This is a genomic window from Bradyrhizobium sp. 138 (assembly GCF_023074075.1).
Taxonomy (GTDB): Bacteria; Pseudomonadota; Alphaproteobacteria; order Rhizobiales; family Xanthobacteraceae; genus Bradyrhizobium.
This window is the reverse complement of sequence record NZ_JADPKT010000091.1, coordinates 1-17,337: the sequence shown is the minus strand read 5'-3', so window position 1 is coordinate 17,337 and position 17,337 is coordinate 1. Positions and strand designations below refer to the sequence as shown.

Below are 17,337 nucleotides of genomic sequence, written 5' to 3'. Positions count from 1 at the left end.
CAAGAGTAAACAAAATCATGGGTATCCAGACTCCCAACGGCTTCAATCGCGACAATTCCGGCAAGCGCATCGTCGTCGATCCGGTGACCCGTATCGAAGGTCACATGCGCGTCGAGGTCAATGTCGACGCCGATAACGTCATCCGAAACGCAGTCTCCAGCGGCACGATGTGGCGCGGGATCGAGGTGATCCTGAAGGATCGCGATCCCCGCGACGCCTGGGCGTTCACGGAACGGATCTGCGGCGTCTGCACCGGCACGCACGCGCTGACGTCGGTGCGCGCGGTCGAGAACGCGCTCGGGATCACCATTCCGGAGAACGCCAATTCGATCCGCAATCTGATGCAGCTTGCCTTGCAGGTGCACGACCACGTCGTTCACTTCTATCACCTGCACGCGCTGGATTGGGTCGATTTGGTCTCCGCGCTTTCGGCCGACCCGCGGGCAACCTCGACGCTGGCGCAGTCGATCTCGAGCTGGCCGCTGTCGTCGCCAGGTTACTTCAAGGACCTGCAAACCCGTCTCAAGAAGTTCTTCGAGTCGGGGCAGTTGGGGCCCTTCAAGAACGGCTATTGGGGCAGCAAGGCCTACAAGCTGCCGCCTGAGGCCAATCTGATGGCGGTCGCGCACTATCTGGAGGCGCTCGATTTCCAGAAGGAGATCGTCAAGATCCAAACCATCTTCGGCGGCAAGAATCCGCATCCGAACTGGCTCGTGGGCGGCGTGCCCTCTCCGATCAACGTCGACGGCACGGGCGCGGTCGGTGCCATCAACATCGAGCGCCTGAACCTGATCTCGTCGATCATCGATCGCCTGATCGAGTTCAACGAGCAGGTCTACCTGCCCGACGTGGCGGCGATCGGTTCGTTCTACAAGGACTGGCTCTACGGCGGCGGTCTTTCCGGCAAGAGCGTACTCTCTTATGGCGACGTGCCGGAACACGCCAACGACTACTCCTCCAAGAGCCTGAAGCTGCCGCGGGGCGCCATCATAAACGGCAATCTCTCGGAGGTGCTTCCCGTCGATCATGCCAACCCCGGTGAGATCCAGGAGTTCGTGGTTCACTCCTGGTACAAATATCCCGACGAAACAAAGGGACTGCATCCCTGGGACGGCGTAACCGAGCCGAACTACGTGCTGGGGCCCAATGCGAAAGGCACCAAGACCGCGATCGAGCAGCTCGATGAGGGCGGAAAATATTCATGGATCAAGGCGCCGCGCTGGCGGGGTCACGCCATGGAGGTCGGCCCGCTGGCGCGTTGGGTGGTGGGCTATGCGCAGAACAAGGCCGAGTTCAAGGATCCTGTCGACAAGTTCCTGAAGGATATGGACCTTCCGCTATCGGCGCTATTCTCGACGCTCGGTCGGACGGCGGCGCGCGCGCTGGAGTCGGTCTGGGCCGGACGACAAATGCGTTACTTCCAGGACAAGCTCGTCGCCAACATCAAGGCCGGCGACAGCTCGACCGCGAACGTCGACAAGTGGAAGCCGGAGAGCTGGCCGAAGGAGGCCAAGGGTTTTGGCTTCACCGAGGCGCCGCGCGGCGCACTCGCGCACTGGATCAAGATCAAGGAAACCAAGATCGACAATTACCAGTGCGTGGTGCCGACCACCTGGAACGGCTCACCGCGCGATCCGCAAGGGAACATCGGTGCATTCGAGGCCTCGCTGATGAACACCCCGATGGTCAATCCCGAGCAGCCTTTGGAGATCCTGCGCACGATCCATTCCTTCGATCCGTGCCTGGCCTGCTCCACGCATGTCATGAGTCCGGACGGCCAGGAAATGGCCAGCGTCAAGGTCAGGTGAAGCAGGGGGAAACGCCATGATGGATGTAGCTGCACGTCCGGCGGAAGCCGAGCCGGACCTCTCCGCGATAGCGGCCGATGCGGCCGGCGAACATGGGGTCTGCCGTCCCGCCGTCTATGTCTACGAAGCGCCGGTGCGGATCTGCCATTGGGTGAACGCGTTCTCGATCATCGTGCTGATGGTGACCGGTTATCTGATCGGAACGCCATTGCCGTCGGTCGAGGGGGAGGCCTCGGCGAACTTCGTGATGGGCTATATCCGCTTTGCCCATTTCGCGGCGGGGCAGGTGCTGGCGGTGTTCTTCCTTGCCCGCATTCTGTGGGCCTTCGTCGGAAATCACCATTCCCGGCAGATTTTCTATCTGCCGGTGCATCGCAAGCACTTCTGGAAGGAAGTGCTGCATGAAATCCGCTGGTATGCGTTCCTGGAGCGCGAGCCGAAGATGTATATCGGCCACAACCCGCTGGCGCGGACCGCGATGTTCACGGGCTTCACGCTGTTCGTGGCGTTCATGATCGTTACCGGCTTTGCGCTCTATTCGGAAGGTGCGGGTATCGACAGTTGGCAGCACAAGCTGTTCGGCTGGGTGTTCGCGATTTGGCCGAACAGCCAGGACGTTCACACCTGGCATCATCTCGGCATGTGGGCGCTGGTCGTATTCGTGATGGTGCACATCTACGCCGCGGTCCGTGAGGACATCATGTCGCGCCACAGCATCGTCTCCTCGATGATCTCCGGCGAGCGGCAATTCCGCGACTGAGAAACTGGAATGATACCGATGCCGACATCTTCGCAAGCAAACCGCATCCTGGTGCTCGGCATCGGCAACATCCTGTGGGCCGACGAAGGCTTCGGCGTGCGTGCGGTGGAGAAATTCCACCGCCGCTACGCCGTGCCCGACAACGTCACCATTCTCGACGGCGGCACGCAGGGGCTCTACCTCGTGAACTACCTGGAGGATGCGGATCGTTTGATCGTATTCGACGCGATCGACTATGGGCTCGAGCCCGGGCAGTTGAAGCTCGTTCGCGACGACGAGGTGCCGCGTTTCACCGACGCCAAGAAGATGAGCTTGCACCAGACCGGCTTCCAGGAGGTCATCAGCGCGGCCGACCTGCTTGGCCGTTGTCCGCGACATCTCGTATTGATCGGCTGCCAGCCGCTCGACCTCGAGGATTGGGGTGGCCCGCTGACACAGCCGGTGCGCGATCAGATCGCGCCGGCGCTCGAGCTTGGTTGCGAGATCCTGGCCGAATGGGGCGTCGAGGTGATGCCGCGCACCGCGCCGTTGGCAGAATCGGAGCGGCTGCTCGCCAACGACATCGATCATCAGCATTACGAGATGAGGGGGCGGCCGGCCTGACCGGCTGAACCATCGGAGATCCGCCATGTGCCTCGGCTTGCCGATGACGATCGTTGAGACTGACGGGATATCGGCGCTGTGCGAGTTCCGAGGCGAGCAGCGGCGCGTTTCGATGCTGCTGCTCTCGGACCCTCCGGCCGGTGCCAGGGTGCTGGTCTTTATCGACACCGCGGTTCGGCTTCTGCATGAGGCCGAGGCGCGCCTGATCGGCGCCGCGATCGACGGTCTGGGCGCGGCGATCAATGGCGAGGATTGCGATCACTTCTTCGCCGACCTCATTGACCGCGAGCCGCAACTGCCCGAGCATCTCCGGCTTGATTAGGGCGGCAGCCCGCTCCGCGAGAGCCCGCGTACTCGCTGGAAGCTAAATTTCTATCTGCTAAGTTTATTTTCATCCGATATGGAAATTAGCTTTCCGTCCTGGGATTGATGCATCTTCTGTCGTGGAAATATATGATTCAAATCAACTAGATAAATCAGGAAAGGTGATAACCGTCCTTGGCACGTAACTTGCTGATCCCTATTCCCAGCAGAATCATAAGCTTGTCAGGGGAGGTCTGATGAAATTCCAGCAGGGAAGGCAGGATCTGGCGCGGCGTGGCTTGCCGGACGTGGATGCTGCGACAGTCGGTCGTTTTCTGAATACGACCGACGAGGCCCGCGCCATCGCCGTGTTGCTGTCGGCGGGAGACCCCGCGCGTTTTCCGGAGGCGATCGACGTCGCGGTCGTGCTGCCGGAGCTAATCGAGGCATTCAAGGGTCGGTTGCGTGCCGCGGTGATCGCCCGCGGTGCCGAGAGCGAACTCGGCCAGCGCTTTGGCGTACGCGTGCAGCCGACGCTGATCTTCGTCGCCAAGGGCGAGACACTCGGACTGATCGCGAAGATCCAGGACTGGTCGATCTATGTCGACCGCATCACCAAGCTGATCGACCGTCCGCGCGGCACGCGCGCCGTTGTCATGACAACCGTCGTTCCCCCACACCGCCAAGGTGTCGAACTATGAAAGCGGGTTTCTGGACTGCGCCCGAGGGCGCGGAGCAGCCGATCAACGTGTTTCCGATCGGCGATGAGAACCTGACCGCGACGAGCGGCAGTCTGACCGCGGCCGGTGCCTTGGCCAAGCTTGCCAAGCTCGACAGCGCGGAACTCGCCAGGATCTGCCCGAAGGTCATCGAGCTGTTTTCGAAGGTGGCCGCAGCGATCGGGAGCCAGAAGGCCGACATGCCGACGCAACTGTTCCGGCTTGGCAATCTCAACGATCTCGAGCGCAAGCTGATTGCCGACGTGATGGGCGAGGGCGAAGTGGCCGCCGTCGTTGCGCTGCCCGATGGATCGTTGGCGCAGATCCAGGAATCTGTGCTGGCCGGGATCTGGCGCGTGCGGCTCGAGAGCGACGCCAATCACGAATATCTCGAGGTCGGGCCGATCCCGGAGATCGTGAAGCGCGCCGCTGCCGATCTCACGGCTGCGGATTTCGAGATCGGGCAGGCCCCCGAAGGTGCCATGAACGTGCTGCCGGTGCTTGCGGAAATCCGCGAGCGGGCGCCCGCATGGCGGCCGGGCATCCGCTCGCAGATCATCAATTTCACGCTGCTGCCGATGAGCCCGGTCGACATGAGTTTTCTCCAGGACACGATCAAGAACGGGCCGATCCAACTGGTTTCTCGCGGCTATGGTAGCTGCCGGGTGCTCTCCACGGGCATTCGCAATGTCTGGTCGGTGCAGTTCTTCAACGCCATGGACGCCATCATCCTCGATACGCTGGAGGTCGGCGGCGTGCCGACGGTGGCGATTGCGGCTGACGAGGATTTCGAGGACTCGGCTGAGCGGCTTCAGGAGATCATCGAGGCCTATTTCAAATGAGCGGGTTCGAGAAGCGCCAGGACGTCGCCGATGTCACGCGGCTGGAATGCGGCATCTGCTGGACGGTCTATGACCCCACTGATGGCGACGGGGTGGCACAGATCGAGCCCCGCACTCCGTTCGCGGCGTTGCCGGAAGACTGGCGCTGCCCGAACTGCGACTCTCCAAAATCCAAGTTCATGGCGATCGAGTCATGACGGCTGATGCGCAAATTCCTGCCAGCGTTGCCGACGCCGACGCGTGGGGCGAGCTCTTGGCAGGAAGCTATCGGGAGATCGGCGAGCGCGCGATGCGCGATCTGCCGATCTACAACGACGCGCTCGGCGTCGAAGCGGTCGGTTTCCGCTGGTTCAACGGCACGACCATCGGCATCATGGTCACGCCCTGGTTCATGAACGTGGTGATGCCGGCGAGCGCGATCGCGCGGGATACGTCGGGCCCGAGCCTGCGAATGCGCTTCCCTGCGGGCGATATCGAATTCACTCTCAGCGACGTCGGACAAATGGGCCTGATCGCGAGCTGCTCGCTGTTCTCGCCGATGTTCCAGTTCGCGGACATGGTCGCCGCGCGGGCGACGGCCGAAGCGACCCTCGCCGAGCTGATGCTGCCGGCCGACAGCGAGGAGGCGGTCCGTCGTCGCGAGCCAGCAACAAGCCAGATCGATCGGCGTAACTTCCTGCGCGGTGTTCTGACGGAGCGGTGCGGATGAGTCTGGCCTTCCGCAACGAGATCGACATCACGGTGTGGCTCGCCGGCGGCACGATTGCCGACGTCGCGATCCGGCCGCGCAGCCGGCCGCCGTTGACGCGCTTGTTCGCGGGAAAGCCGGCCTCGTCACTGCCGTCGGTGCTGTCGCGTCTGTTCTCCCTGTGCTCGATGGCGCATCAGGTAGCTTTCCTGTCCGCGGTCGAGGCGGCGCGGGGCGAGCATGCCAGTCTCGAGATCGAGCACGGTCGCGTCGTCGCTGTCGTCGCCGAACGCCTGATCGAATTGTTGCGCGGCCTGTTCGTTGGCCGTCTCACGCTTGACGGTGCCGGCGCGGCAGCCGTTCGTGCCATGATGGAGGCCACGGCCGTTCTGGGTGGCAGCATCGCCGAGCGCGGGGAGGCGGTCTCGCGCCGCGAGGCGGTGGCGAAGATCAGGGCATCGCTCGCCGCGCTCGGGATCGCGAGCGAGGAGCAAACCCCCGGGGCCGGCAGCGCGCTGGCGGTACATCTTGCGAATTTCGATGGGCATGCCTTGCTGCCGCCGGTGGTCGAAGAGTCATTCCTGTCGGCAGCCGACGATCTCGAAATCGTCATGCGGCTGCTTGCCGATGGCGCGATATTCTCCGATGCGCCTGATCTCCATGGCCGGGTTCCGGAGACCGGCGTCTGGGCACGGCGGGTTGGGCGTGAGCCGATTCTGCCGCCAGGCGCGGGGCCCGCCGAGCGTCTGAAGGCGCGGATCGCGGAAGTGGCGCGGCTCTGCGCGTTCCTAGAGGCGGACGATGGGACAGTCGAGGACGCCATCCTCCAGAGCTACCGGCTGGGGACCGGCAGAGGCGCGGGTGCCGTCGAATGCGCGCGGGGCCGGCTGTATCATGCCGTCGAGCTCGACGATGAAGACCGCATCGTCCGCTTCGAATTCTTGGCGCCGACGGAGTGGAATTTCCATGCCCGCGGGCCGTTGGTTCGCAGCCTCCAGGGCTCCGTTCTCGCTGGGGGCCGGCAGGGGCTGGATGCGGTCCGCACGCTCGTCAGCTCGTTCGATCCGTGCGTCGGCTTCAGCCTCAGCTTCCGCGAGATCGGCCATGCATGAGATGGCGCTGTGCGAAGGAATCATCGAGATTATCCAGGAGGAGTCGCGCAAGCGCGCCTTCGCTAGGGTGAACGTCGTGTGCCTGGAGATCGGTGCGCTCAGCCATGTTGCGCCTGAGGCGATGAAGTTCTGCTTCGAGGCCGTCGCCGCGCGCACCATTGCGCAAGGAGCAAAGCTCGAGATCGTCGAGATGCCGGGGGCGGCCTGGTGCATGGCCTGCTCCAAAGGCGTCGAGATCAAGCAGCGCTATGAGCCATGTCCGTCCTGCGGCAGCTATCAATTGCAGGCGACCGGCGGCGAAGAGATGCGCGTGAGGGAGCTGGAGGTCGATTGATGTGCACGGTATGCGGTTGCAGCGATGCCAAAGCGTCCATCGAACACACCTATGATCATTCCCATGGGCACGATCATTCGCATCATCATGGGCACAGCCACGACCATCACCATCATCATGATCACGCGCCCGGTGATAGCGGGCTGGTCGATTGCAGCGCCAATCCGGCAGGCCAGCAGATCGCCGGCATGAGCAGCGACCGCATCATCCAGGTCGATCGCGACATTCTCTGCAAGAACAATCGGCTTGCCGCCGACAACCGCGCGCGCTTCCGAACCGACGACGTGCTCGTCTTCAACCTGGTCTCGAGTCCCGGCGCCGGAAAAACCTCGCTTCTGGTTCGTGCCGTGTCCGAGCTGAAGGACAGCTTTCCGATTGGCGTGATCGAAGGCGATCAACAGACCTCCAACGATGCCGAACGGATCCGCTCGACCGGCGTGCCGGCGATCCAAATCAATACCGGCAAGGGCTGCCATCTCGATGCCGCCATGGTCGGCGAAGCCTATGACCGCTTGCCCTGGCTTAACGGCGGCATCCTCTTCATCGAGAACGTCGGTAATCTCGTCTGTCCCGCGGCGTTCGATCTCGGCGAGGCCTGCAAGATCGTGGTGTTCTCGACCACGGAAGGCGAGGACAAGCCGCTGAAATATCCGGACATGTTCGCAGCCTCCTCTCTGATGCTGATCAACAAGATCGATCTTGCGCCCGTACTCGATTTCGATCTTGCAAGGACGATCGAATATGCGCGCCGGGTCAATCCGAAGATTGAGGTTTTGACGGTGTCGGCGTGCTCCGGTGAGGGTTTTGCGGCATTCTATGCCTGGATTCGCAAGCGGATTGCACAGATGAAGCCGACCGAGATGGCCGTGTCGGGACCAGCATGAGCGGCGAGGCCATGGCGCGAGACCGAACACGGCTGCGCCTGCATGTGCGCGGCGCCGTGCAGGGCGTGGGCTTTCGTCCCTACGTCTACGGCCTCGCCGCGCGCTATCGGCTCGGCGGCTTCGTTGCCAATGATCCCGGTGGCGTGGTGATCGAGGTCGAGGGCGACCGCGCCGCCGATTTTGTCGATGCGCTGCCGCTGGAAAAACCACCACTGGCTCGGATAGACGAGATTTCCGTGCAACCGGTCGGCATCACCGAAAGCGACGAGTTCCACATCCGCGCCAGTGAGCAGGGCAAGGTCTCGACCCGGATCGCCGCTGATGCCGCGACCTGTCCGCAGTGTCTGAGCGAGCTGTTTGATCCGGCGAGCCGCTTCCATCTCTATCCTTTCGTCAGTTGCACCCATTGCGGCCCGCGCTACACCATCGCCGAGCGGCTGCCCTATGACCGCCGTACCACCGCGATGAGACGCTTCGCGATGTGCACGGCCTGCGCAGCAGACTATGCCGATCCGGCGAGCCGTCGCTTCCACGCCGAAGCAATTGCCTGCCCGCGATGTGGGCCAAGGATCAGTCATGATACCAAGCAGATCGCCACTGCGATCGCTGATGGACGGATCGTCGCGATCAAGGGGCTCGGCGGATATCAATTGCTGTGCAATGCCCGTGAAGATGCGGCTGTGTGGCGTCTGCGGCGCCGGAAGCATCGCAATCAGAAGCCGTTCGCCGTGATGGTCGGTTCGACGGATGTGGTCGGCGAGATCGCTGAAATCGATGGGGTCGGGCTCGCGCTGCTGGAATCCTCGCCGCGGCCCATCGTGCTGATGAGATCCCGCGATATGCTCCCGCCCGCGATTGCGCCGGAGCTGTCGCGGATCGGCGTCATGCTGCCCGTCGCGCCGCTGCATCATCTGGTGCTGAAGGCGCTCAATTCAGCGCATCCGCGAGCGGACGGCGCAAGTTGGGCGATCGTGGCAACCAGCGCCAATCCTGGCGGCGAGCCGCTGGTGGTCGTCAATGACGAGGCCAAACGGCGGCTTGCCGGCATCGCCGACCTGATCGTCACGCATGACCGCGACATCGTCACCCGCGCGGACGACTCTGTCGTGTCGGTCGTCGCGGGCCGAGCGCAGTTCATCCGCCGCGCCCGCGGCTATATTCCCGAGCCGATTAGGCTCGCGAAGTCCGTCCCGTCGGTGCTTGCGGTCGGCGGCGCGCTGAAGTCGACGGTCACCATCATCCGCGGCAACGAAGCCTTCGTCTCCCAGCACATCGGCGATCTCGACACCGCGGAAGGCATTCGCTTTTTCGAGGAGACGGTGGATCACCTGCTCTCGACGCTGGACATCGAGCCGGTCGTCATCGCCCACGACCTGCATCCGAACATGGCTTCGACCCGTTTCGCCGAAGCCAGCGGGAGGCGGCTGATCGCGGTCCAGCATCACCATGCCCATGCGGCATCCGTGATGGCGGAACATGGCGTCGCAGGGCCAGCGTTGGCGCTGGTGCTCGACGGCTTCGGCTATGGCAGCGACGGTGGCAATTGGGGCGGCGAGTTGCTCTCGTGCGATGGTGCACGCTTCCGGCGGCTCGGACATCTGGCGCCGATGAAGATGCCCGGTGGCGATCGCGCGACGCGCGAGCCGTGGCGCATGGCCGCGAGCGTGCTGCACGCCTTGCGGCGCGGCGACGCGATTGGGAAGCGCTTTGCGATGCAGCCGCAGGCTGCGCGTCTCTGCGCTATGCTCGACCAGCCCGGCGTGGCGACGACGACCAGCGCCGGCCGGCTGTTTGACGCGGCGGCGGGGCTGCTTGGTCTCTGTCCGGTGCAGAGTTACGAGGGCGAAGCCGCAATGAAACTGGAAGCGCGTGTCCGCACACCGCGCCTCGCGGAGGACGGCTGGACGATCGAGAATGGCGTGTTGTCTCTTTTCCCCTTGCTCGAGCGCCTTGCGGTCGATCCGGTCGATGGGGCCGACCTCTTCCATGGCACCTTCGCCGCCGCCTGCGTCGACTGGATCGCGCGCGCGGCACTGGAGACCAGCGTCACGACCGTCATCCTGAGCGGTGGCTGTTTCCTCAATGCGATCCTCGCAAACGAGATCGGGCGCGGCTGCGTCGCCGCCGGGCTCTCGCCGTTGCTGCCTCGCCAGGTGCCGTCCAATGACGGCGGCCTCAGCCTCGGGCAGGCCTGGCTCGCCGCGCTCCAACTCCTCGAACAGCAAGGCCCGGAAGGAAACGCCTGATGTGTCTCGCGATACCTGCTGAGGTCACAAAGCTCCTGCCCGACGACATGGCCGTCGTCTCGATCGATGGCGTCAGCAAGGAGATCTCGGTGGCGCTGATCGAAAACCTCGCCGTCGGCGACCACGTGATCATCCATGTGGGCTACGCCCTGACCAAGATCGATCCGGAGGAGGCGCAGCGGACGCTGGGGCTGTTGCGTGAAATCGGCGCCGAAAGCCGGGAGGCCGCGCAATGAAATATGCCGACGAGTTTCGCGACAAGGAGATCGCGCTGGGATTGGCGAAGGCGATTCGCTCGGAGGCCGATCCGGAAAAATCCTATCGTTTCATGGAATTTTGCGGTGGCCACACGCATGCAATCTCCCGCTACGGGCTGGAGGACATGCTGCCGAAGAACGTGCGGATGATCCACGGCCCCGGCTGCCCTGTCTGCGTCTTGCCAGCGGGACGCATCGACATGGCGATCCGGCTCGCCGAGCGGCCGGACGTGATCCTTTGCGTCTACGGCGACCTGATGCGGGTGCCGGGCTCGCAGGGTGGCTCGCTGCTGAAGGCGAAGGCGCGCGGCGGCGACGTCCGTATGGTTTATTCCACGATTGATGCAATCCGTGTTGCGGAAGAAATTCCCGGCCGCGCGGTCGTGTTCTTCGCCATCGGCTTCGAGACCACGACGCCGCCGACTGCCATGATGATCCGGCTCGCTGATAAGAAGCAGCTCAAGAACTTCAGCGTGTTCTGCAATCATGTGCTGACGCCGCCGGCGATGCAGAACATCCTGGAAAGCCCCGATATCCGCAATATCGACCGTGTCGAGATCGACGGCTTCGTCGGGCCGGGCCATGTCTCGACCATCATCGGCACCGAGCCTTACGAGTTCTTTGCCGAAGAATTTGGCAAGCCGGTGGTGATCGCGGGCTTCGAGCCGCTCGACATGATGCAGGCGATCCTGATGCTGGTGCGGCAGGTCAACGAGCACCGGCATGAGGTGGAGAACCAGTATAGCCGCGCAGTGACCCGTGACGGCAATCTGCGCGCCAAGGAGGAGGTCTCCGACATCTTCGAGCCGCGCGACCAGTTCGAGTGGCGCGGTCTCGGCCTAGTGCCTTATAGCGGGCTCAAGCTGAAGCGGGCCTACTCCAAATACGACGCCGAGGTCCGCTTCGACATGAACGAGCTTCGCGTTGCCGACAATCCGGCCTGTGAATGCGGCGCCATCCTGCGCGGCGTGAAGAAGCCGGTTGACTGCCAGCTGTTCGGCACGGTGTGCACGCCGGAGACGCCGATGGGGTCCTGCATGGTCTCGTCCGAGGGTGCATGTGCGGCACACTGGACTTACGGCCGCTTCCGCGATCATCAGCAACGGCGGGCGTCATGAAAGCCCATCAGCGCAAGCTCGACATAAGCAACGGCTGCGTCGACCTGTCCCACGGATCCGGTGGCCGCGCCATGTCGCAACTGATCTCGGGCCTGTTCCACGAGGCCTTCGGCAATGAATGGCTGGCGTGCGGCAACGACCAGTCTGCGTTCGATGTCGGCGCCGGGCGCATGGTGATGACGACCGACGGCTATGTGGTCTCGCCGCTGTTCTTTCCGGGCGGCAATATCGGCTCGCTCGCCGTGCATGGCACGGTCAACGACATCGCCATGGCCGGCGCGCGGCCCCTCTATCTCTCGGCGAGCTTTATCATCGAGGAGGGTTTTCGTTTCTCCGACCTGAAGATGATTGCGGATTCCATGGGCGAGGCCGCGCGAGCCGCGGGCGTCTACATCATCACCGGTGACACGAAGGTCGTCGAGCGCGGCAAGGCCGACGGCCTGTTCATCTCGACAGCCGGGGTCGGTGTCGTGCCTGCCGGGCTCGACCTCTCTGCTGGGAATGCCCGCGTCGGCGATCGTGTCCTGATCTCTGGAACGCTCGGGGACCATGGCGTCGCCATCATGTCCAAACGCCAGAACCTCGCTTTTGAGACCGAGATCGTCTCGGATTCCGCGTCGTTGCATGATTTCGTGGCGAGCATGCTGGCGGCCGGCGGCAAGGGCATCCGTTTGATGCGCGATCCCACCCGCGGTGGGCTCGCCGCGACGCTGAACGAGATCGCCCAGCAGTCCGGCCTCGGCTTCCGACTTCAGGAGGCGGCGATCCCGGTGAAGCCAGGTGTTGCTGCGGCCTGCGAACTGCTCGGGCTCGATCCGCTCTACGTCGCCAACGAAGGCAAGCTCGCAGCCATCGTGGCGCCCGAGGTTGCAGCAGCCGTGCTTGCGGCGATGCGGGTGCATCCGTTCGGCCGTGATGCCGCCGAGATCGGCGAGGCCGTGGCAGACGACCACCATTTCGTGCAGATGGCGACGAGCTTTGGCGGCGGAAGGATCGTCGACTGGCTGTCGGGCGAACAATTACCTCGGATCTGTTGAGGCTCAGGATGCCCATTCTGCTTTTGTCGCATTCCTTGAACAACCTGACGCAGCGGCTGCATGTCGAACTCTGCGAGCGTAGCCATGAGATCTCGGTCGAGCTCGATATCCATCCCGACGTGACCCGCGAAGTGTTGCGCTGTATCCGCCCGACCTCGTTATCGCGCCGTTCTTGAAACGGCCGATCCCGGACGATGTCTGGCGTGGCGTGCGTTGCCTCATCGTGCACCCCGGCCCGCCAGGTGACCGCGGTCCTGCGGCTCTCGACCGGGCCATTCTCGAGGGCGTCGCGGAGTGGGGTGTCACGGTGCTGCAGGCGGATGGCGAGTTCGACGCCGGTCCGATCTAGGTCCTGTTGGCTCGGTCGATTGCGCTGGCTTTCTTCCCTAACCACGGACACGCTGCAGACCGCGTTCAAAGCGTCATTCCGCTGCGATGATTTCAAACAATAATCGCCGTTGGCAATCTCGCCCATCTTGCCTCTGTCTCATCGAATGCAGGCGGGGGCTCCCAAGGCGGGATTCGATCTGCTCTGCATGCTTTTCTGACGAAGGCAGGCGCTTCGGCTTCGCCAAAGCAGCCTTCAAATCTACATCTCACCGACCTCATAGCCAGGGGATATCGGATCTCGCCAGTTAAAAAAGACTGGCGCACCCTGCGCCAGGCGATGCAGCTATACGCGCCCTACTGGCTCGATCTGTTGATTTGCGCCGAGAATGCGGGTCAGAGCGCAGGATTTCACAGTTAAGACCCTGTTTGTTGCATCAATTAAGATTCAGGTATCGTTAGGTTCAGCGGTCACGGCGAAGCACTCAAATTGAATGTTCCGGTCGCCAAGGAGGGCGCACTCAGACTCTTGCGCCAATCGTGCGCCGAGAGGCTTGGCATTGTCGTCCCGTAGGTCAGTGCTGCGGTGAAGAAGATGCAGGAGGCACCCACGTAACGCCGACAGGAGGCGAGAATGCACGATAGCTCTTATCGTTCCCAGCACGGTTCAGTAAAGTTCTGCGCAATGTGCGGTCGAAGGTTTGGGCTCGTACGCTACTACAGCTGGCGAACGGCACTTTGCTCCAAGAAATGCGTCGACCGGTTCAGGGAGCGGCGGGAAGCCGACCATAAATGGCTTCGTCGGTTGCGGACGGCTTGAGACTGGCGAGATCAGTCCACAAATCGATGATATGCAGTCGGCCGTAGGTTCCCTCGCAATCCAGAAGATCGGCGGGATCATAAGCCGGGTCTCGGAAATCTCATGGCGATCCCGTCTGCAGTTGAGAGCAGGGGGTAGCCAGCCACGCAAAGGCATTTCCCGAAACGTGCAGCAGGGAGCGTAAGGCGGCAGTGGCATGCATTGCCGACGTCAAACGCGGCGCAACGGACGCCTGTTCGGCTTTAAGCCAGCTGCTTGTCTCGGCACAGAGGCTGTCCAACGACAGCGGCGACTGAAGACCCGAGTCGAGAAGTTCCTGATGATGGTTCGCGTACCTTAAAGCTGCCTAGTAGGCGCTTCCACCGTCCTGAAGGAAGATCAACGGGCAGCACAATCCGAAATGAAGGAATCAAATGGATACAGCTGAGACTTCGTCCGAAGTTGCGGGCGCAAACATCATCACTGTTCCTTTCGAGGAGAGAAACCAGATCTCAGAGACCAGGAGACACTGTCAAACATTGCGACGGAGCATCGAGAGTTTGCGCGAATGTCTCAGGACCATTGAGAGCATGACTGGGAGCGTTGATGACCGGCGCGTGCGCGAGAACCTTCAATGCCATATAAACTCGTTGAATGAACTACTGCTGCTGAGGCTTAGTCAATTATCGACGATCGATCACGCGTTGCAGGAAACGCTTCGCTCTATCGGGTTGCGGAGCCCGTAGATCGAAACGGGTCCTCGCGTTCAATGTGAGGGCCTGTTTAGGGCCAGGACCTCCGCGAAGGCTGCTTGAGCGCAACTCGAGGAATTGATTTGCACGATCAACCCAACCCCTGACGAGCCTTGCGCTCAGTGCTCTTGAGCAGTTCAGTGGAAGTCATCATAGACGCTCGATCCGAACCGGCATACGCTGCGCGGCAAGCTGATCATCAGCCTGCCGTTTTGCATGCGCTGAATGAATGTGCAGCATCACTGCTTCCATGCCTCTAACTTCAATACCCGTCTGGCCCGGCGGAGCTTTCTCCCAATTCGCGATTCTGTGCTGAATCATCCACTTCTTGACCTTACTCAATTTTACCCAACCTGAGTTCGAAAAGCCGGTTACGACGGAAGAATGACCGCTAGCGTTCCCACCACTGCGGCCTTTCGGATGAGGAGGGCGCGTGGTTTACGGGACAAAGAGCCCATCGGAGGGGATCATGCCAAGGAAGCTCGCCGCTGGTTGCGGCCATTCTGCCGATTTTGTCAGAAAAGCTCTTATATGCTGCACGCTTTTGGCCGGGTCGGCCATGACATCTACCCACGCCAAGACGGACGACATCAACTGGCGGCAGTTCGAAGGTGCATCGATCGTCTGGGCCTACGACATTCATCCGTACGCCGACGCGGTCGCAGCCCAGCTGCCTGAGTTCGAGAAGCTCACCGGCATCAAGGTGACGCCGGAGCTTTATCCGGACGACGCATATTGGAATAAGCTGACGATCCAACTCAGCACGAAGTCACCAAGCTGGGACGTCGTGGGCACCGGGATTCAGCCCGCTTGGGATCTCGCGCCGGCCAGTTGCTTGAGCCGCTCGATCCATATCTGAACGATCCAAAACTCACCGATGAAAGCGGCCAAGCCTAGGTCCTTTTGGTGGAGCGGGCTGATTGCTGCCGCGAGTGTGGCCGGTGGCCTCGTGTTGAAGTACGGTCTCCCGGCTTTTGGGTGAGAAACATACTGAAGTGGCAGTTAGAACACGTGGCCGGCTTAGAGCTTGCGCAAGGGTACGAATTTATGAAACGCACGTTCTTTGGACGGATGACGCATCGCATCTCATTGCTTCACCTACGCCCCGTGGTGTGGTCGCGTTTTTGGGCGGTTAGCAGCTCGCCAGCAGCCCGTATGACGGTGCTTATTCCCTTGATAGGCTACTTGATCATCTTCAACGCAAAGATCGCGGAGTATCTGCATGTCATTCGTGAGCTGGGCGGCTCGCCGAACGAGGTGTCTGTCTCGCCCAGTTGCTGCTCATATATTTCGGACTCTGCGCTATCGCGGCGGCAGTCGCTATTTACTCGTGGCGCTGTCCAAACGCTGTCAAATACTACGGCTCTGCCAATGCCTACGTTTCAGCAGTGAAGGATGTAAGCGGCGACTTTCCGATGGTTGATATCGAGAAAGCGTTCACTCACAACAACGATAAGTACTTCAAAGAGTATTGGGGAATCAGGGAGCGCTACAAAAAGACAAACCCGAGCGGGCAGACGGAGACAGAGACACAAATCGGATACTTGCATCTGCATTACCGATACCTCGACGAGCTTCATCCCATATCCCGCGTCGTGGTCGCGGTTTTGTACTCCATCGGCTTTGTCTGCCTTCTTATTCCGTCAGCAGGCGTATTCTGGAGAGTGGCCCTAACACTCTGGCAAACGCTGACGCAGGACATCAAGATGCTGTTCTAAGTTGCCAGCTTCTGTGTTGCTGTGCGCAGAATTGTACCGTCCCGGCCGGCGATCACCTCTCGCACGGGAAAGTCCAAAGTCGGGAAACGGCTGTGAGGGTATTTTACCCGGCGTAGGCTGAATGGACCCGTCCACCGTGTCCAGCAACGGGAACAAGGAGAGGGCACCAGGAGCAGCTTTGGCCGTTTGTCCTATCCGCCGTCCTCAACTCGCCAAACAACAAGGCCCCTTCGTGGGGGCCTTTGCCGTGTGCAGGCTTAGTCGATCGAGCCTGGACAACATGTGACTGGAAGTTTCTGCTTCAGGCCGGTGTAACTGTTCTGAGCATTCTTCCCTGCTAACCCGCGAGATTGTGCTGTGTACGTGACCTATTTCGACGAAGTGAAGTCCCAGCCATCACAGGGCCAGAACTACTATTTCGTTGGCGGCATCTGCGTGCCCATGGACAAGATCATGGAGATCGAAAGCCAACTGAATAACCTTGCCATCGAGCTGTTTGAAACGGCAGACCTTACGCCGGAGACTTGCTTCCACGCTCGCTTGATCCACTTCAAGAAGGGGCCTTTCGGGAACATGGATTTCCCGGAACGCCTAGCAGTCCTGAAGGGCCTGACCGAGATCCTGGCGAACGCGCCTGTGAAGCGGGTCTACGTGGCCATTGATTACGAGAAACTAAAGGCAAAGCACAAAATCGCGGATCGCGTTCGCCCACTTCTGCGAGCGTGTCGAGATGGCGAATCAAGAAGAGCGGACAATCCTGATCGGCGACCTGGACAATCAGGAGTTCAAGAACATGATCGCGGACTTCGCCCGTTACCGAACAAAAGGTACGCCGTGGGATTGGGGCATCAAGATCACCAGTATCGTGGACTCGGTGCACTTCGCGCGATCGCACCACTCCCGCATGATCCAGCTTGCCGACATCTACCTGGTAAGCATCCGGTGAGGACCGCGCAGCGGTCACTCAGGCAGCCTGATTGGCTTGCTTGTTCCGGTCGCGCCAATTCCAGGGCAAGAGTTCGTCGAGCCG

At 61.6% G+C, this 17,337-nt stretch carries 21 protein-coding genes; 20 read left to right on the top strand and 1 reads right to left on the bottom strand.

Annotated features, from left to right (window positions below):
* Positions 1–17 precede the first annotated feature (17 nt).
* From IVA79_RS31380 to IVA79_RS31300, 17 genes are all read left to right on the top strand, one after another.
* Complete coding sequence (locus IVA79_RS31380) at positions 18–1,808, top strand: nickel-dependent hydrogenase large subunit (protein WP_247560454.1); 1,791 nt, start codon at positions 18–20, stop codon at positions 1,806–1,808.
* 16 nt (positions 1,809–1,824) lie between these two features.
* On the top strand, positions 1,825–2,568 hold the full coding sequence (gene cybH / locus IVA79_RS31375; protein WP_247560451.1) for a Ni/Fe-hydrogenase, b-type cytochrome subunit: 744 nt from the start codon (positions 1,825–1,827) through the stop codon (positions 2,566–2,568).
* 18 nt (positions 2,569–2,586) lie between these two features.
* Positions 2,587–3,171: a HyaD/HybD family hydrogenase maturation endopeptidase gene (locus IVA79_RS31370; RefSeq protein WP_247560449.1), complete on the top strand. Its 585-nt coding sequence runs from the start codon at positions 2,587–2,589 to the stop codon at positions 3,169–3,171.
* Between the two features lie 25 nt (positions 3,172–3,196).
* Positions 3,197–3,493, top strand: a complete 297-nt coding sequence (locus tag IVA79_RS31365) for a HypC/HybG/HupF family hydrogenase formation chaperone (protein WP_247560447.1) — start codon at positions 3,197–3,199, stop codon at positions 3,491–3,493.
* Between the two features lie 238 nt (positions 3,494–3,731).
* Complete coding sequence (locus tag IVA79_RS31360) at positions 3,732–4,175, top strand: hydrogenase accessory protein (protein ID WP_247560445.1); 444 nt, start codon at positions 3,732–3,734, stop codon at positions 4,173–4,175.
* Complete coding sequence (locus IVA79_RS31355; protein ID WP_247560443.1) at positions 4,172–5,035, top strand: hydrogenase expression/formation protein; 864 nt, start codon at positions 4,172–4,174, stop codon at positions 5,033–5,035. The genes IVA79_RS31360 and IVA79_RS31355 overlap by 4 nt, the downstream gene beginning before the upstream one ends.
* Positions 5,032–5,232: a rubredoxin gene (locus IVA79_RS31350; protein WP_247335150.1), complete on the top strand. Its 201-nt coding sequence runs from the start codon at positions 5,032–5,034 to the stop codon at positions 5,230–5,232. Before IVA79_RS31355 ends, IVA79_RS31350 begins: the two co-directional genes overlap by 4 nt.
* Positions 5,229–5,744 (top strand): [NiFe]-hydrogenase assembly chaperone HybE, encoded by a 516-nt coding sequence (hybE, locus tag IVA79_RS31345; RefSeq protein ID WP_247560441.1) that lies wholly within the window; start codon positions 5,229–5,231, stop codon positions 5,742–5,744. Before IVA79_RS31350 ends, hybE begins: the two co-directional genes overlap by 4 nt.
* Positions 5,741–6,835, top strand: a complete 1,095-nt coding sequence (locus tag IVA79_RS31340) for a nickel-dependent hydrogenase large subunit (RefSeq protein WP_247560439.1) — start codon at positions 5,741–5,743, stop codon at positions 6,833–6,835. Before hybE ends, IVA79_RS31340 begins: the two co-directional genes overlap by 4 nt.
* Positions 6,828–7,169, top strand: a complete 342-nt coding sequence (gene hypA, locus IVA79_RS31335) for a hydrogenase maturation nickel metallochaperone HypA (RefSeq protein ID WP_247560436.1) — start codon at positions 6,828–6,830, stop codon at positions 7,167–7,169. The genes IVA79_RS31340 and hypA overlap by 8 nt, the downstream gene beginning before the upstream one ends.
* Complete coding sequence (hypB, locus tag IVA79_RS31330) at positions 7,169–8,053, top strand: hydrogenase nickel incorporation protein HypB (protein ID WP_247560434.1); 885 nt, start codon at positions 7,169–7,171, stop codon at positions 8,051–8,053. Before hypA ends, hypB begins: the two co-directional genes overlap by 1 nt.
* A complete protein-coding gene (hypF, locus tag IVA79_RS31325; protein WP_247560432.1) occupies positions 8,050–10,299 on the top strand; it encodes a carbamoyltransferase HypF in 2,250 nt (749 codons plus the stop codon). The genes hypB and hypF overlap by 4 nt, the downstream gene beginning before the upstream one ends.
* Positions 10,299–10,535, top strand: coding sequence for a HypC/HybG/HupF family hydrogenase formation chaperone (locus IVA79_RS31320; RefSeq protein ID WP_247560420.1), 237 nt, complete (start codon positions 10,299–10,301; stop codon positions 10,533–10,535). Before hypF ends, IVA79_RS31320 begins: the two co-directional genes overlap by 1 nt.
* Entirely contained in the window at positions 10,532–11,674 is a 1,143-nt protein-coding gene (gene hypD, locus IVA79_RS31315; protein ID WP_247560418.1) for a hydrogenase formation protein HypD, read from the top strand. The genes IVA79_RS31320 and hypD overlap by 4 nt, the downstream gene beginning before the upstream one ends.
* Entirely contained in the window at positions 11,671–12,711 is a 1,041-nt protein-coding gene (gene hypE / locus IVA79_RS31310) for a hydrogenase expression/formation protein HypE (protein WP_247560416.1), read from the top strand. The genes hypD and hypE overlap by 4 nt, the downstream gene beginning before the upstream one ends.
* An 8-nt stretch (positions 12,712–12,719) precedes the next feature.
* A complete protein-coding gene (locus tag IVA79_RS31305; RefSeq protein ID WP_247560414.1) occupies positions 12,720–12,887 on the top strand; it encodes a hypothetical protein in 168 nt (55 codons plus the stop codon).
* The gene (locus tag IVA79_RS31300; protein ID WP_247449445.1) at positions 12,884–13,060 is read left to right on the top strand and encodes a formyltransferase family protein; all 177 of its coding nucleotides are present in this window, start codon (positions 12,884–12,886) and stop codon (positions 13,058–13,060) included. Before IVA79_RS31305 ends, IVA79_RS31300 begins: the two co-directional genes overlap by 4 nt.
* Positions 13,061–14,739: 1,679 nt before the next feature.
* Here IVA79_RS31300 and IVA79_RS31295 read toward each other — a convergent pair.
* Positions 14,740–14,931: a hypothetical protein gene (locus IVA79_RS31295; RefSeq protein ID WP_247560412.1), complete on the bottom strand. Its 192-nt coding sequence runs from the start codon at positions 14,929–14,931 to the stop codon at positions 14,740–14,742.
* Positions 14,932–15,058: 127 nt separating this feature from the next.
* Between IVA79_RS31295 and IVA79_RS31290 the strand changes: the two genes are divergently transcribed.
* From IVA79_RS31290 to IVA79_RS31280, 3 genes are all read left to right on the top strand, one after another.
* On the top strand, positions 15,059–15,448 hold the full coding sequence (locus IVA79_RS31290; RefSeq protein WP_247560400.1) for a hypothetical protein: 390 nt from the start codon (positions 15,059–15,061) through the stop codon (positions 15,446–15,448).
* A 556-nt stretch (positions 15,449–16,004) separates the two neighbouring features.
* Positions 16,005–16,307, top strand: coding sequence for a hypothetical protein (locus IVA79_RS31285; protein ID WP_247560398.1), 303 nt, complete (start codon positions 16,005–16,007; stop codon positions 16,305–16,307).
* 363 nt (positions 16,308–16,670) lie between these two features.
* A partial coding sequence (locus IVA79_RS31280) for a hypothetical protein (protein WP_247560395.1) occupies positions 16,671–17,337 on the top strand: 667 nt, incomplete at its 3' end.